15 protein-coding genes are annotated in these 15361 nt (G+C 36.0%); 13 read left to right on the top strand and 2 right to left on the bottom strand.

Translation table 11 applies throughout. The annotated features are described in order from the left end of the window. The first annotated feature begins 2 nt into the window (after positions 1 to 2). The 5 genes from CRN91_RS08230 to CRN91_RS08210 are packed head-to-tail and all read left to right on the top strand — an operon-like array spanning position 3 to position 5736. Positions 3 to 1550: an NADH-quinone oxidoreductase subunit M gene (locus tag CRN91_RS08230; protein WP_114115946.1), complete on the top strand. Its 1548-nt coding sequence runs from the start codon at positions 3 to 5 to the stop codon at positions 1548 to 1550. Continuing rightward, the gene (gene nuoN / locus CRN91_RS08225; protein WP_114115945.1) at positions 1550 to 2995 is read left to right on the top strand and encodes an NADH-quinone oxidoreductase subunit NuoN; all 1446 of its coding nucleotides are present in this window, start codon (positions 1550 to 1552) and stop codon (positions 2993 to 2995) included. Before CRN91_RS08230 ends, nuoN begins: the two co-directional genes overlap by 1 nt. A gap of 21 nt (positions 2996 to 3016) precedes the next feature. Further along, entirely contained in the window at positions 3017 to 3718 is a 702-nt protein-coding gene (locus CRN91_RS08220; protein WP_114115944.1) for a glycerophosphodiester phosphodiesterase, read from the top strand. Then, a complete protein-coding gene (locus CRN91_RS08215) occupies positions 3711 to 4577 on the top strand; it encodes a DMT family transporter (RefSeq protein ID WP_254424937.1) in 867 nt (288 codons plus the stop codon). The genes CRN91_RS08220 and CRN91_RS08215 overlap by 8 nt, the downstream gene beginning before the upstream one ends. Positions 4578 to 4593: 16 nt before the next feature. Continuing rightward, positions 4594 to 5736, top strand: coding sequence for a glycerate kinase family protein (locus CRN91_RS08210; protein ID WP_114115943.1), 1143 nt, complete (start codon positions 4594 to 4596; stop codon positions 5734 to 5736). Here CRN91_RS08210 and CRN91_RS08205 read toward each other — a convergent pair. Beyond that, positions 5733 to 6761, bottom strand: coding sequence for a D-2-hydroxyacid dehydrogenase (locus CRN91_RS08205; RefSeq protein ID WP_114115942.1), 1029 nt, complete (start codon positions 6759 to 6761; stop codon positions 5733 to 5735). The genes CRN91_RS08210 and CRN91_RS08205 overlap by 4 nt on opposite strands. Positions 6762 to 6768: 7 nt before the next feature. Continuing rightward, positions 6769 to 8139, bottom strand: a complete 1371-nt coding sequence (locus tag CRN91_RS08200; RefSeq protein ID WP_114115941.1) for an aromatic ring-hydroxylating oxygenase subunit alpha — start codon at positions 8137 to 8139, stop codon at positions 6769 to 6771. Between the two features lie 258 nt (positions 8140 to 8397). Between CRN91_RS08200 and CRN91_RS08195 the strand changes: the two genes are divergently transcribed. The 8 genes from CRN91_RS08195 (at position 8398) to CRN91_RS08160 (ending at position 15350) form a co-directional block, all read left to right on the top strand. Then, on the top strand, positions 8398 to 9465 hold the full coding sequence (locus tag CRN91_RS08195; protein ID WP_114115940.1) for an aromatic ring-hydroxylating oxygenase subunit alpha: 1068 nt from the start codon (positions 8398 to 8400) through the stop codon (positions 9463 to 9465). 18 nt (positions 9466 to 9483) lie between these two features. Further along, the gene (gloA, locus tag CRN91_RS08190) at positions 9484 to 9894 is read left to right on the top strand and encodes a lactoylglutathione lyase (RefSeq protein WP_114115939.1); all 411 of its coding nucleotides are present in this window, start codon (positions 9484 to 9486) and stop codon (positions 9892 to 9894) included. An 11-nt stretch (positions 9895 to 9905) separates the two neighbouring features. Continuing rightward, positions 9906 to 10307, top strand: coding sequence for a cupin domain-containing protein (locus CRN91_RS08185; RefSeq protein WP_114115938.1), 402 nt, complete (start codon positions 9906 to 9908; stop codon positions 10305 to 10307). A gap of 11 nt (positions 10308 to 10318) precedes the next feature. Further along, complete coding sequence (locus CRN91_RS08180) at positions 10319 to 10870, top strand: Lrp/AsnC family transcriptional regulator (RefSeq protein WP_114115937.1); 552 nt, start codon at positions 10319 to 10321, stop codon at positions 10868 to 10870. Between the two features lie 32 nt (positions 10871 to 10902). Next, positions 10903 to 12321 (top strand): glutamine synthetase family protein, encoded by a 1419-nt coding sequence (locus tag CRN91_RS08175; RefSeq protein ID WP_114115936.1) that lies wholly within the window; start codon positions 10903 to 10905, stop codon positions 12319 to 12321. A 123-nt stretch (positions 12322 to 12444) separates the two neighbouring features. Continuing rightward, the gene (locus CRN91_RS08170) at positions 12445 to 13344 is read left to right on the top strand and encodes a class II glutamine amidotransferase (protein ID WP_114115935.1); all 900 of its coding nucleotides are present in this window, start codon (positions 12445 to 12447) and stop codon (positions 13342 to 13344) included. After that, positions 13341 to 14015, top strand: coding sequence for a GltB/FmdC/FwdC-like GXGXG domain-containing protein (locus tag CRN91_RS08165; protein ID WP_114115934.1), 675 nt, complete (start codon positions 13341 to 13343; stop codon positions 14013 to 14015). Before CRN91_RS08170 ends, CRN91_RS08165 begins: the two co-directional genes overlap by 4 nt. 12 nt (positions 14016 to 14027) lie before the next feature. Further along, positions 14028 to 15350, top strand: a complete 1323-nt coding sequence (locus CRN91_RS08160; RefSeq protein ID WP_114115933.1) for an FMN-binding glutamate synthase family protein — start codon at positions 14028 to 14030, stop codon at positions 15348 to 15350. Positions 15351 to 15361: the final 11 nt, after the last annotated feature.

The following is a 15361-nucleotide window of genomic DNA, read 5'->3' as shown; positions in this document are numbered from 1 at the left end:
GTATGGATTCATTACTAAGTATTTTAATTTGGCTTCCTATACTAGGCGCTGGCTCTGTCTTATTAATAGGAAATAATAGAAGTGAAATTGCTCGATGGGTGAGTGTTGGTATTTCTGTATTAGTTTTTGCTTTATCAATAAACTTATATTTAGACTTTGATACTTCAACTGCCTCAATGCAATTTGTCGAAAAGGTAAGTTGGATTTCTCAATTTAATATTTTTTACCATCTTGGTTTAGATGGAATTTCTATGCCACTAATTATTCTCACAACTTTCTCAACAATAATAGTAATTATTGCTGGATGGGAGGTTATAAAAAATAGAGTAGCAGATTACATGGCAGCATTTTTAATGATGGAGGGAATCATTATTGGTGTTTTTTCAGCCATGGACTCAATGCTATACTATGTTTTTTGGGAAGCATCACTCATTCCAATGCTTTTGATTATTGGAATTTGGGGAGGGCAAAATCGTGTTTATGCTTCTATTAAATTCTTTCTATATACTTTTCTAGGGTCAGTATTTATGCTGGTTTCACTTATTTATATGTACAATTTAAGTGGCTCATTCGCAATTTCTGAAATGTATGCCTTACCACTTTCTATGGTTCAGCAAAGCTGGATTTTCTGGGCATTTTTCCTTGCTTTTGCAGTAAAGGTGCCTATGTTTCCAGTTCATACTTGGCTACCAGACGCTCATGTCCAGGCGCCTACAGGTGGTTCTGTTATTCTTGCGGCTATTATGTTGAAGATGGGTGGATATGGATTTTTCCGATTCTCGCTTCCTATTACACCTGATGCATCATCATCATTTGCAACCGTTGTGATTGTTCTTTCTTTAATTGCAATTGTTTATATTGGTTTTGTAGCTTTGGTTCAAAAAGATATGAAGAAGTTGATAGCATATTCCTCAATTTCTCATATGGGATTTGTAACTCTTGGTGTTTTTGCCATTTTTTCAATAATGAAAATGGATCCAAATGGTGAGCTTGTGTCAATTGCTGGAGCAAGTATTGAAAGTGCTTATCTTGGATTAGAAGGGGCAATGATTCAGATGATTTCTCATGGCTTTATATCAGCAGCTATGTTTTTAGTTGTTGGTGTTCTTTATGATCGGCTTCATTCAAGAGATATTACTACCTATGGTGGTGTTATTAATTCAATGCCTAAATTTACAGGCTTTGCTGTGCTTTTTGCAATGGCTAATGCCGGTCTTCCAGGCACATCTGGTTTTGTAGGAGAGTTCATGGTTATTCTTGGTGCATTGCAAGCTAATTTTTGGTATGCATTTTTGGCTGCAATGACATTAATAATAGGCGCTGCTTATACTTTATGGATGGTCAAGCGTGTATTTTGGGGGACAATTACTAATCCTGAAGTAAGTAAATTGAGTGATGTTAACGCTAGGGAATTTGGCATTCTATCCATACTAGCTATTGCTATATTATGGATGGGTTTATATCCTCAGCCAGTTATTGAGGTAATGCATGCTTCAATTGTTAATCTATTAGAGCAGTCTCTTACAACTAAATTGCCAGTTTTATTATGATGAACTTTAACTTTAATGCTTCTGAACTATTATTTGCTTTGCCAGAGTTATTTCTACTGAGTGCAATTGCTATTATTTTATTATTTGATTTATTCATTAGTGATCGCTTAAAGCACATTACTTATTACTTATCTCAATTAGCACTTCTACTAACAGGGTTTTCAGTATTTAATTTAATTGGAGAGAGTGCAATAATTTTCTCTGGTACTTTTGTACTTGATACTTTAGGATCGACATTTAAAGTTTTCATATTGGGTTTTGCAATTATTGCTCTTGCCTATACACGTCATTATTTAAAAGTGCATGACCTTTTAAGAAATGAGTATTTTATTCTTGCGATGATGTCAATACTTGGCATGTTGATAATGGTTTCTGGACATAGCCTCCTGACTTTATATTTAGGCTTAGAGATAATGTCATTATCGTTGTATGCACTTATTGCAACTGCAAGAGATCGAACTGCAGCTATTGAAGCAGCACTTAAATATTTTGTACTTGGAGCGATAGCTTCAGGACTGTTACTTTATGGAATGTCTATGATTTATGGTATCAGTGGTAGCTTAAATATTGCTCAGATTTCAAACTTTGCAAGTGCTGCAACGCTTGGATCTCAACAAACATTAATTCTTAATTTTGGTCTAGTCTTCTTAGTCATTGGTGTTGCATTTAAACTAGGAGCTGTTCCTTTTCATATGTGGGTACCAGATGTTTATCAAGGCTCTCCGACCTCAGTGACGATGTTTCTTTCTTCGGTTCCAAAAATAGCAGCCGTAGCTATTTTAATTCGCTTATTAATCGATGGCTTGGGGAGTCTGCAACACTACTGGTCAGATTTATTTATGATTTTAGCTATTCTTTCTATTGCAATAGGATCATTAGTAGCGCTAAATCAAACTAACATTAAGCGTATGCTTGCTTACTCAACAATATCCCATATTGGCTTTGTTTTACTGGGCTTTGTTACAGGAGTGGTGGATGGTTATGGTGCTGCAGTTTTTTATGTATTGACCTATATATTAATGAGTCTAGCAGCTTTTGGCGTAATAATTGCTCTCAATAAAAATGGCTTTGAAGCAGATCAAATTGCTGACTTTCAGGGCTTAAGTAAATCCTCTCCTTGGCTCGCCTTAATTATGCTGGTGGTTATGCTTTCAATGGCTGGAGTTCCCCCATTTATTGGATTCTACTCTAAGTTATTTATTCTCCAACAAGTTGTTGCTGAAGGCTATGTTATTCTTGCAGTATTAGCAGTAATTTTTGCAGTTATAAGTGCATATTACTATTTGCAAATTATTAAAACTATGTATTTTTCTGATAAGGACAAATCGATAGTTATCTATGCCCCCCTAGATATGAAGATTCTACTTTCTATAAATGGAATTCTTATTTTATTAGTTGGTTTAATGCCTAGTTTTTGGATGGAACTTTCGGTTTCATTATTCTAAGCTATTATGTAGAATGATCGTATGATTATTTCACATCGTGGCGTTTCGTTTGATCTACCTGAAAACTCTTTACCAGCATTCAATGCAGCTTGGGAGTATGGAGTAGATGGGATTGAGGGTGATTTCCATCTTACAAAGGATGGCGCAATTGTCTGTATTCATGACGAGGATACAAAAAGAGTCTGTAATCAAAAGTTAATTATTAAAGACTCAACTCTTGAGGAGTTGAAACAACTTAACTTATCCTATAAAGATTCTAAAAATTCAAAAGTAAAAATTCCTACACTGGCTGAAGTGCTTAAAGTTTTGCCTTCTAATAAAAAAATATATATAGAAATAAAGTGTGGTGTTGAGATTATAAAGCCGCTAATTAATGAGCTGTCAAGATTTAAAATAGATTCCGATCAAGCTGTGATTATTTCATTTGATGAGAAGATTATTAAGGAGTTCAAATTAGAAGTGCCCAATTATAAAGCTTACTGGTTGTATTCATATGAGTTAGACTGTAATATCAATAACATATTAAATGTAATGAATGATATTAAGGCTGATGGACTATCCTCAGATAATAAAAACTCAAAAACTTTAATAGATAGAATCATTGATGCTGGTTTTGAATATCACTCATGGACAATTGATGATATTGATATTGCAAATAAATTGATTAGCTGGAGAGTACAATCTATTACAACAGATAATCCAGGCCAAATTCAAAATGAGTAACAAGATATTTTCAAGTGTTTTTACAGCAATTTTATCTGCCTTCTTTTTCTCTTTTGCAGCTACTACTGCTCCCTATTTCTATGGTGTTGGAGGAGGCGTATTTCTTCTTCTTTCTGTGCGCTATGTTAGTACTTTTATTTTTGCAAGTATTTTAAATAAATCACCTAAGAAAATTAAAAGTAAGGCAACGCACATTAGACTAATACTAATTAGTATTTTTCAAGCGATTTTTATTGCATCATATATGTACTCAATCAGCTTGATTCCATTAAGTTTAGCCGTAGTAGTAATTTATACTTTCCCAATTATTACCTTTTTTGTTAACTCAATACTAAAGAGTAGATCCATTGACTTTTTATCAGCTGCCGCACTTCTAATATCATTACTTGGTATTTGGGTCCTTGTGCAAGGAGACTCAAGTGATTGGAATTTATGGGGCGTTTTTTGGGGCCTTATAGCATCTCTCGCACAGGTTACTGTAAATATTTTATCTCGCCATAAAAGTGTAGAATCAGGATGGGGCCTAATTCAATATATTATGGTATTGCCTTCTATAGTTTTTGTGTTGATATACTTTATAGTCACTTCAGAACCTATAACTTCAGTAACTTCAGAGATGTTACTTTGGAGTATTCTTTCAGCAATGGGGATGACTGGAGGTATTTACTTTTTCTTTAGGTCGATATCTATTATTGGACCCGTGCGAACATCTAATGTGATGTACTTAGAGCCTATTTTTACTATTATTTTAGGGGTAATTCTTCTTCAAGATATTCTGGGTATAAATCAGTGGCTTGGCATGTTTATTATCTTTACTGCAACAATCTCACTTGAGAGGTGGGGCAAAAAATATAATTAAGTTAAAGAAGTAAGATATGAAGATATTAATTGCACCTGATTCCTTTAAAGAAACTTTAACATCCTCTGCTGCAGCAAATGCAATTGAGAAAGGCTTTTTAGATATTCTTCCAGATGTTGATATTTGTAAATTACCGATTGCTGATGGTGGAGAAGGAACAGTTGATGTTTTAGTTTCATCTACTAAAGGTAAGTTTTTTTTAACCAAAGTTTCAGGCCCTTTAGGAAAATATGTTGATGCTAAATGGGGGATGCTGGGCGATTCAAAAATAGCAGTTATTGAGATTGCAGAAGCATGTGGCTTGCATCTTATTCCACCTAACAATAGAAATCCAATGAGAACCTCTAGCTTTGGAGTTGGTGAGCTCTTATTGGCTGCAATGGATGAAGGTGCTGATCACATTATTATTGGTTTAGGAGGGAGTGCAACAAATGATGGGGGTCTTGGGTTTTTAGAGGCAATTGGAATCCGATTTTTAGATTCTAAGGGTAACGAACTTACAGAAGGTTTAGCAAGTTTGAATAAATTGTTTGATATTGATATTGATTCAATGGATTCACGTCTAAAAAATGTCAGTTTCGAGATAGCGTGTGATGTTGATAATCCACTCACTGGTGATCAAGGTGCGTCAGCCATCTTTGGCACTCAAAAAGGTGCTGATAATTTGATGATTAAGAAATTAGATAGCCTTTTGAGTCATTACGCTAGAATTGTTTCTAGTAAATTATCAAATGATGTCTCGATGCAACCTGGAGCTGGAGCAGCAGGTGGTATGGGTTATGGTTTTCTTGCTTTTTTAAAAGCTCAACAAAAAAGTGGCATCCATATTATTCTTGAAAAACTTAATTTTAATCAGTATCTTTTAAATACAGATCTTGTCGTAACAGGTGAGGGAAGATTTGATAATCAAAGTGACAGAGGAAAGGCTCCAATGGGAGTAATTAATTTCTCAAAAAGATATAATTGTAATATTTTTGTAATTGCAGGAAGTGTAGAAAATGATAAAGCCTCTGAAATTAAATATGGAATTGATAAAGTATTTAGTGTGACTTCCAATGAGGTTTCAATTGAAGAGGCAATGGCAAGTCCAATAGATAGTCTAATAGCTACTGCCAGAAAAGCAGCCAAGTACTATAAAAAATATTACTTAGATCTTTAATACCCTAGAGTAGGATTTACTAAATTATTTAATTTTTCACCAGCAATGTATCGTTGCATATTCATCATTACAAGCTCAAGAGTAAGAGGAATATACGTATCACCATCATCAGCAGAGATATGAGGCATAACCATTAAGTTTGGTGTATTCCATAATATTGAACTTGAAGGGAGTGGCTCAGGATCAAAAACATCAATAATAGCAGCCTTTACCTGGCCAGAATTTAAGTTCTCTATAAGAGCATCATAGTCCATAGTAGCAGCTCTTCCAACATTAACAATTCCTACTCCAGGCTTCATTAATGATTGACGCCTTTTATCTAATAAATTAAATGTTTCCTTAGTGTTAGGGGTTGACATAAAAATGTAATCAGCTAAAGGCAGCACTTCATCTAATTTATCTACCTTAACCATTTGATCAACACCCTCTAGAGGTTTGCCATGTCGACTTACTCCAATGACTTTCATACCTAATAATTTGCATTTTTTTGCAGCAGCATGACCAATATTGCCTGTTCCAATAACTAGCAACGTCTTACCTAAAATTGGAGACGAATAGAGTGATTCCCAGTGCTTATTTTGTTGATTATGAACTATTTCAGGAATATGAGTATGCAGCATTAAAATACTCATCAGACCAAATTCACCTGCTTTCGCTGAATGTACCCCACGATTATTTACAACTAAGACATTTTTTGGTACCCAGTCCATGGGGCATAAATGCTCTACCCCAGCACCAATAATATGAATCCAGCGAAGTTTGGGTGCTATTTTGGCTAGATTTTCAGTTGGTAAGTCCCAACAAACAAGAACCTCTGCAGTTTTCATTGATTTATAAAAATTATCAAGATCCCAATCAAAAACTGGCTCAATTTTATCCTTCAAATCTGGATAATTTTCAATTGCACTTTGGAATCTTTCTTCGGTAATAGCAAAAACACTTTCACCTTCTATAGTTGGTGGAAATGAATCTGGATCAGCATGATTGCTTTTGAAGTGCACTCTTATTTTATTATGACTTACCATAGTATTCTTATTTATTAATCTTTTGATTTTCTCTTGATTGTATTTCTTTTAATTTATTTACAACTATTTTAACTCTCTCTTCCTCAGGCTTTCCATCCACTTCAAATTGAATTTTTACGAATTCGTGAGCAAGCTCACTTAAGAAAGAGTTTTCATCATCGTTATTTTTTGGAATATTAAGAACGGTATCGCCTCCATAAGTTGGAACTGGCAACGAGTTAATTTCCATAACTTTATAAGGTTCTTCGCCAGAGGCAACTGCTCTAATTTGATCCCTAATTCGTTGACGCATCATTGCAACACCTTGATCACTAGTCAGTAAATTTTCATTCTGATGAATATTTATAGCACCCATACCTTCACATGCCTCTCTATCAGCAGGAAACCTTTGCCTCTCTTCATAGGGACGATCAAATATTTCACCTTGCTCTATTAGTTCAGGACCCTCAGGTGTGTTGTATTCATGTGGATCTCCTCGCTCACCAAAATTAGCCCAAGCATAGCAAATTGTTGACTCATTATCGATTGGCACAACCCATCTTGTAAATGAACTTCTTCCATAATAAATCTGTTTTGTACCGTCAGCAGCAAATGCTGCCCCTGCCTGAGTAAAGTTTGGTAATACAACTTCATTTATCCTGAACCAAACGTTATCATCTACCCTTCTAGTATTACAGCCTAAGATCCAGCTATCTCTCTCAAAGAAGTCAATCTGACCTACCTCTCCAAAACCTTCTGAAAACTGCTGTCGACTCATATTAGAGTGCAGAAATGAGGTATGAATAGGATCAACAATGGCATCTAAGACCTGCAACCAGTTGCATTCAAAGGGTGCTTTATAAGGAACCATTTCCATGCCTTCTAGATCAAAACTATCATAAATAGGAAACTCAGGTTTTTTATCTATTGGCCCTAAATAAGCAAAAATTAAACCTTTAAATTCATGGGTTGGATAAGCACCAAGTCGAACTCTTTGTTTAATAATATCAGCAATATGTTGAGGTTGACCAGGGACATCTAATAAAGTGCCATCAATATCAAAATGCCAACCGTGGTAGCAGCATTGGATTCCTGTTTCGTGGCAAATACCAAATTCAAGAGAAGCTTGCCTATGGGGACATTGTTTATGTACTAAACCTAAATTCTCACTCTTGTCTCGAAATAAGACTAGCTCTTCTCCAAGAATTTTGATTGCTACAGGAAGTTCACCTAACTCAGAAGTAATGAAGACAGGTTGCCAGTATCTTCGAAGATATTCACCTGCTGGAGTTCCAGGGCTTACAAGTGTAATTTCATCATCAGAGTCTTTTGAGTGGATTAATCCATGGCCTGCAAATCCATTTAGATTAACGTTGATGTCATCTTTTCCTATACCCATATGCTCCGAATCATATCCTTTTTTTAAATATAGATACAGATAATACCCAAAATATACTTAATATTCGTATCAATTTAAATTCGTAATAATTACATATTAATTACTTTTAATCTAATAAATCAATTTATTAACAAATTTTTAATGATTTTCTTACTTTATATGTAATATTAAGGACTATAATTTAAAAAATATCATTCTTAATTTATTCGGAGCAATACAATTAATAATAATTCAATTGATGAGTCAACCATTAATAAGATGGGTGATTTAAAACATGGTCTTCCAGCTTCAGCATACACAAGTGAGGAATTCTTTAAAAAAGAGTGTGAGACTTTATTTGCCAATACTTGGGTGTTTGTTGGCTTTGCTCATGAATTTATTGAGCCAGGAGATGCAAGACCAATTACAGTTGCTGGACAACCCGTAGTTCTTATCAAGAACAATGAAGGTCAAATTTCAGCTTTTCATAATGTATGTTCGCATCGATGCCTTAAGTTAGTTGATGAACCAACAAATGTTGGACCTATGCTTTCTTGTCCATATCATTCCTGGACATATAATTTAGATGGTGATCTTTGTGCCACACCATTTTTTGGAGGTAAAGTTCATCAGCCCGATGGTTTTAACATGTCCGATCATGGACTTAAGCCATTAAAAATAGCTCTTTGGCATGACTGGATTTTTATTAACTTAAGTGGTCAAGCCCCACCTTTTGAAGATTATGCAAAGCCACTTATAAAGAATTTTGATGATATTAATTTTCAACAAGTCAAGCCAGTTGCGACATTAGATTTTGGTGAAATCGCTACCAATTGGAAGTTTCTTATGGAAAACTTTATTGAACCCTACCATGTTCAATTTGTGCATCGAACAACTACCAATCAACCCCTTGAAGATCATTACACTTTAATCGATGATGTATGTGTTGGAAGTGCAATTGATTTAGATGATAGTGATAAAGTTAAAGGGAGTCTTTCAGTAAGCTCAAGATACCTTACGCTATTTCCTAACTTTATTATTGGTCGATATTCACCCGATCAAATTGGAGTTTATTTAAATGTTCCAGTTGATCCGGGGCATACCCAACAAAAAAGAGTTATTTATACTACTGAAGGTCAAACTTTAACAAAGGAAGAGGTTGATGCAATGAAAAAACTATGGTGGGATGTGCATAAGGAGGACCATGCAATCTGTGAAAGAATGCAGCTTGGAAGATTATCTCCAGCTGCAAATGAAGGCGGAATGTTGTCTCCTCATTGGGAAGATAGCGTTCATGCTTTCCAGGTGATGATATTAAATGCTACTAAGCATCAAGTAAAAAAATAATTAATAAAGGAGGAAATTATGTCTAATACTAACTATAGATTAGCCCATACGATGATGAGGGTGCTCGATCTAGAAAAATCAATTCATTTCTATTGTGATATTTTAGGAATGCAAGTTTTAAGGAGAACTGACTATCCAGGAGGAAGATTTACTAATGCATTTGTAGGATATGGCCCTGAAATAGAATTTCCTGCCTTAGAGTTGACTCATAACTGGGATCAAGAAGTTCATTACGATAAAGGAAATGGGTGGGGACATATTTGTATTGAAACTCCTGATGTTTATAAGGCTGTTGAAGATCTTGAGCAAAGTGGTGCCAAAATCATCAGTCCAGCCAAACCAATGAATGCAGGAACGCGTATTCTTGCGTTCATTGAAGATCCAGATGGATATGTAGTAGAACTTAACGAGAAACTTAACTTAACTTAATAAGGATAATAATGAAAGATAAACAACCAAAACTATTTAAATTCGGTGACATAGAGCATCGTTTGCATACTTTAGAGCCAGGGAAAAGTTATATTAAGCCTTTCGTAACAAGTGCAGTAAGTGATACTATGTGTGGTGGTCTAAACTTTTTAAACCAAGTCTCAGTTCCTTGGGAATTAACTTGTGATGAAATTATTTATTGCATGGAAGGTACCTTCAGGTTGACCTGTGATGGTGAAGCATACATATGTAATCCTGGTGACGTTCTATATATCCCAAAAGATAACTTAATTGCTTATGAATGTGATGAGAAGTGTGTAATTTTCTATGCAGCTTATCCGCATGACTGGAAACAGCAAGCAGGAATTACTTTTGTTCCTGGTATTGATCCAGAAGACATGCCACAAAACTAAAATTTATATATATGAGTAATTCAAGCAGTCGTATAGTTCATTTGAATCAATTAAATGAGTCAAATGATATGGATCATAGCCCCAGAGTTCCAACAAGAGATACGTTGAAGGATAAATTAAATCAACAAATCATTGATATGCTCGAAAGTGATGGTCGTTTGCCTTTTAAGGAAATTGCAAAGGCTCTTGATATATCAGAAGGAACGGTTAGAAATAGAGTTAATAGGATGAAGGATGCTGGCGTTCTTCAAATTAAAGCTTTAGTTGACCGTTCTGCTATTAATTATGCCACTGATTCAATGTTGGGAATTAAAGTGGCGCCTACTTCTAGTCCAAGTGAGGTTGCTAAGCGTCTCCAAGACTGTAGTGAGATTGTTTTTATTATTTGGGTTACAGGTCGTTATGATTTATTAGTAGAAATAGCTTCCGAAGGTGATGAAACATTAAGTAGGTTTTTAGAAAAACATTGTTTTAATAACGATGATATAAAAGACATTGAAGTAATGAAAGGACTTGCAACTTATAAGAATCAGTTCTTATTAAAGTCTCATGAAAAACTTTAAAAGTGAAATGAATAAATTTAAGGAGAAAAATTATGAGTAAGATTTACCATACGAATATGGCAGATGCATTGCCATCAAAGAAGCGAGTTGCAGAAGAAAAAGCAAGACTTGAAAAAGCCGGTGTTAAGTATATTCTATCATGTTGGATTGATATGCTTGGTCTTCCAAAAACTAAGCCAATTCCAATGAAAGAATTTGAAGCATTATGTGCGGGAAAAGGCCCACAATTTGCTGTTCATTCGGTTTCTTTTGTACCTGAATTAGGTCCAAATGATTCTGATCAAATTCCTGTTCCTGACCTTGATAGTTTAGTAATCTGTCCTTGGGATAGGACTTGTGTATGGGTTTTTTCAGATTTATGGTGGGAGGGTAAGCCTTATAATTTATGCCCTCGTCAAACTCTTAAAAGAGCAGTTCAAAATGCTGATGATGCTGGATATAAAGCTTTTTGTGGAATTGAGCCTGAATTTATTGCGATGCGTTACGAAGATGGAAAGCCTGTTAAGGCATTTGATGATGATCCATTGCCAGGTGAGGGCTTACGCCCTAGAAGACAGGCTTTTGGATATGATGTTGAATATTCAATTGACTCAATGGAATTCCTTAAAGAATTGATTGATACAGTTAATGAATTAGGCTGGGATATGAAGGATGTAGTCTGTGAAGGAGCTTATTCACAGTTCGAACTTGACTTCACCTATACAGACATTCTGCAGATGGCTGATCGATTAGTTTTCTTAAGAGTGCTTCTTAAAGAGGTTGCTAAAAAGTATGGGATGTTTATTACCTTTATGCCAAAGCCAACGATTGGTGATTGGAGGTCTGGAGCGCATATTAATTTTAGTATGACAAGTAATTCAGATAACAAAAATGTTTTTGAAGGTAAGGACGGTAAATTCTCTGATACAGCTTATCATGTAGTTGGTGGATTATTAAAGCATGCAACAGAAATTACCGCAATAGCCTGTTCAACTGTTAACTCATATAATGGTTTGGTGCCAATAGTTGGAGGATTTGAAGGTGGAGTTTATACATGGGCGCCTACAACAATGGCCTATGGTGATAATAATCGATCTTGTATGATTCGACTACCTCAAAACCGTTTTTGTATTGAGAATCGTGCAGCTGATATGTGCATGAATCCATATTTATCACTTGCTCTTACAACTGCTGCAGCTTTGGATGGGATTAAAAATAAGATTGATCCAGGAGATCCTTTAAATATAAACTTGTACACATTAAGTCCTGAAGAAATGCAGGAGGCGAATATTAAATCATTACCTCGTAATCTTTTAGAGGCAATTGAGGCCATAAATGAGGATGATTTTGCTAGAGAGGTTTTGGGTGACTCAATGCTTCTTCAATTTTTCTCTTACAAGAAAGATGAGTGGGATCGTTATCATCAAGCTGTAACAGACTGGGAAGTGCAGGAGTTTTTAAGGCTCTACTAAGTCAGTTTTTTTATCAAAAAAATAATAGATAAAAACGTTAATCGTTTTTTTTCATTTAAACTATCGTCTTTGAGTTTATTCAATCTATAAGCTCAAAGATGATGATATATTTTTGGAGTTTTTATGTGTGGAATTGTTGGACTTTTTATTAAAAATCCTGCTCTTGAGTCTGAATTAGGTTCATTAGTAGCTCCCATGCTCAGTGAGATGACTGAAAGAGGACCAGATAGCGCAGGGATAGCGGTTTACCGCAACCCTCAAAAGGATGGTTGTAAGATTACTATTCTTACTCAACAGCAAGATTTTGATTGGGGTGTTTTAGAGGATGCAATTAAAAGTAAGTTTGCTTTAAAAAATATCTCTATAACCCGTAATCATGCAGTTTTAAGTCTAGACTCTGAAATCGATGAGGTTCAGGATTGGATTAATGAGAATTGGAGTGACCTTAGTATTACTAGTGCAGGGACAAATATTGAGATTTTTAAAGGCAAAGGTAATCCTGCAGAATTCATTGATCAATTTGATATTAAAAGTATGAGTGGTACGCATGCTCTGGGCCATACACGAATGGCAACAGAAAGTGCAATAACAACAGAGCATTCACATCCCTTTTCTACGGGGCAAGATTTGTGCCTTGTGCATAATGGCTCATTATCTAACCATAATAGGTTAAGAGAAACTTTAAGCAGAAATGGTGTTCAATTTAAGACCGATAATGATAGCGAGGTTGCTGCTGGATACTTGAGTTGGCGTCTTAGTGAAGGCGATGATTTGGACCAAGCTTTGAATCACGCAATTGAAGATTTAGACGGATTCTATACTTTTGCAATTGGAACTAGAGATGGTTTTGCTGTAATGCGAGACCCCATTGGCTGTAAGCCAGCAATAATGGCTGAAACTGATGATTGGGCTGCAATGTCTTCTGAATATCGTGCTATTGCAACATTGCCAGGTGCTGAAAATGCTCGTATTTGGGAGCCAGAACCAACGCAGATTTATAGCTGGAAAAGGAGTCCAGCATGACAGAAATTAATTTAGATAAAAGCAGCGTCAGAGAGCTTAATGAAAAATTACAAGGGGGTTCTGCAGGAGATACATTTACCATAAATAATACTGTCGGAAAACATGCTCTTTCTGTTGGGTTAAAGTCTAAGGTCAATGTTGAGATTAATGGCCATGTTGGTTATTATTGTGCGGGTATGAATCAACAAGCTAATATAGTAATTAATGGAAACGCTGGACCAGGATTAGCTGAGAATATGATGTCTGGTGAGGTTCGTGTAACTGGAAATGCTTCTCAATATGCTGCTGCTACTGCTCATGGTGGACTATTAGTTATAGAGGGTGATTCAAGTTCAAGATGTGGGATTTCAATGAAAGGTGTAAATATTGTTGTTGGCGGCAATATTGGACATATGAGTGCATTTATGGCCCAATCTGGATCTTTAGTAGTTTGTGGTGATGCTGGAGATGCATTAGGAGATTCTATTTATGAGGCAAAAATTTATGTGAGAGGAAAGGTTAAGAGCCTTGGAACAGATTGTGTTGAAAAAGAAATGCGAGATGAGCATAAAAAAGAATTAGAAGAATTATTAAGCCAATCAAAAATGAGTTTTAATGTTGAAGATTTTCGACGTTATGGTTCTGCACGAAAATTATATAATTTTGACATTGATCAAGTTGATGAATACTAAGGAGAATAGATTATGAGTAAAGATAATCCAACATTAATAGAATCTTCCACTTTCCCAAGACATGTTATTGCTGAAATTCAGCGAGCTGCTAAAACAGGTATTTATGATATTCGGGGTTTTGGCGCTAAAAGAGATATTCCTACATTTGATGACCTGGTTTTTCTTGGGGCTTCAACTTCGCGTTATCCTTTAGAGGGTTATAGAGAAAAATGCACAACTGAAGTAGTTTTAGGAAATCGTTTTGCAAAAAATCCTATTCATTTGAAAACACCGATTACAATTGCTGGTATGAGTTTTGGCTCCCTTTCAGCGCAAGCTAAAGAGTCTTTAGGAAGAGGGGCAACTTTAGCAGGTACATCGACAACTACTGGTGATGGAGGGATGACCCAAGAGGAAAGAGGTCATTCTAAAACTTTAGTTTATCAATACTTACCATCAAGATATGGAATGAATCCAGATGACTTACGCAAGGCGGATGCGATTGAAATTGTCCTTGGTCAGGGCGCAAAGCCTGGTGGTGGTGGTATGCTTTTAGGACAAAAAATTTCCCCGCGAGTTGCTCAAATGCGAAATCTTCCAGAAGGCATCGATCAAAGATCTGCTTGTCGTCACCCAGACTGGACTGGCCCTGATGATCTTGAAATAAAAATTCAGGAATTACGTGAAATAACAAACTGGGAAAAGCCAATTTATGTCAAGGTCGGTGCCACTCGTGTTTTTTACGATGTTACTCTAGCTGTGAAGGCGGGCGCTGACGTTGTTGTTGTTGATGGGATGCAAGGTGGAACTGCAGCAACGCAAGATGTTTTTATTGAACACGTAGGTATACCAACACTTCCTGCAGTTAGAATGGCTGTTGAAGCACTTCAAGAGATGGATATGCATCGAAAGGTACAATTAATTGTTTCAGGTGGAATTCGAAGTGGCGCCGATGTTGCTAAAGCTTTAGCATTAGGAGCCGATGTTGTCTCGATTGGAACAGCTGCATTGATTGCCTTGGGTGATCAGAGCCCTGAATTTGATGATGAATATAAGGCAATAGGATCAGCAGCAGGTTTTTGGGATGACTACCAAGCAGGAAATGATCCAGCTGGAATTACGACTCAAGATCCAGAGCTTGCAAAGAGATTGGACCCAATTTTAGGGGGTCGTCGACTAGCAAATTATATAAATGTCCTTACTCTTGAGTTGCAAACATTGGCCCGTGCTTGTGGAAAGAGCCATGTGCATAATCTAGAGCCTGAGGATATGGTAGCATTAACGATGGAAGCTGCTGCGATGGCGGGGGTACCTTTAGCTGGAACTGATTGGATTCCTGGTAAGGGTGGAATATAATTAATATAAAT

The sequence above is a fragment of the Candidatus Thioglobus sp. NP1 genome, from assembly GCF_003326015.1.
In the GTDB taxonomy this organism is placed as follows: Bacteria; Pseudomonadota; Gammaproteobacteria; order PS1; family Pseudothioglobaceae; genus Pseudothioglobus; species Pseudothioglobus singularis_A.
Note: the sequence above shows the minus strand (reverse complement) of the source record. Positions and strands in the feature narration are given on the sequence as shown.

Excerpts from the sequence above, each read along its gene's own strand:
- CRN91_RS08230 (WP_114115946.1), top strand. The coding sequence starts at position 3 with ATGGATTCATTACTAAGTATTTTAATTTGGCTTCCTATACTAGGCGCT.
- nuoN (WP_114115945.1), top strand. The coding sequence starts at position 1,550 with ATGAACTTTAACTTTAATGCTTCTGAACTATTATTTGCTTTGCCAGAG.
- CRN91_RS08220 (WP_114115944.1), top strand. The coding sequence starts at position 3,017 with ATGATTATTTCACATCGTGGCGTTTCGTTTGATCTACCTGAAAACTCT.
- CRN91_RS08215 (WP_254424937.1), top strand. The coding sequence starts at position 3,711 with ATGAGTAACAAGATATTTTCAAGTGTTTTTACAGCAATTTTATCTGCC.
- CRN91_RS08210 (WP_114115943.1), top strand. The coding sequence starts at position 4,594 with ATGAAGATATTAATTGCACCTGATTCCTTTAAAGAAACTTTAACATCC.
- CRN91_RS08205 (WP_114115942.1), bottom strand. The coding sequence starts at position 6,761 with ATGGTAAGTCATAATAAAATAAGAGTGCACTTCAAAAGCAATCATGCT.
- CRN91_RS08200 (WP_114115941.1), bottom strand. The coding sequence starts at position 8,139 with ATGGGTATAGGAAAAGATGACATCAACGTTAATCTAAATGGATTTGCA.
- CRN91_RS08195 (WP_114115940.1), top strand. The coding sequence starts at position 8,398 with ATGGGTGATTTAAAACATGGTCTTCCAGCTTCAGCATACACAAGTGAG.
- gloA (WP_114115939.1), top strand. The coding sequence starts at position 9,484 with ATGTCTAATACTAACTATAGATTAGCCCATACGATGATGAGGGTGCTC.
- CRN91_RS08185 (WP_114115938.1), top strand. The coding sequence starts at position 9,906 with ATGAAAGATAAACAACCAAAACTATTTAAATTCGGTGACATAGAGCAT.
- CRN91_RS08180 (WP_114115937.1), top strand. The coding sequence starts at position 10,319 with ATGAGTAATTCAAGCAGTCGTATAGTTCATTTGAATCAATTAAATGAG.
- CRN91_RS08175 (WP_114115936.1), top strand. The coding sequence starts at position 10,903 with ATGAGTAAGATTTACCATACGAATATGGCAGATGCATTGCCATCAAAG.
- CRN91_RS08170 (WP_114115935.1), top strand. The coding sequence starts at position 12,445 with ATGTGTGGAATTGTTGGACTTTTTATTAAAAATCCTGCTCTTGAGTCT.
- CRN91_RS08165 (WP_114115934.1), top strand. The coding sequence starts at position 13,341 with ATGACAGAAATTAATTTAGATAAAAGCAGCGTCAGAGAGCTTAATGAA.
- CRN91_RS08160 (WP_114115933.1), top strand. The coding sequence starts at position 14,028 with ATGAGTAAAGATAATCCAACATTAATAGAATCTTCCACTTTCCCAAGA.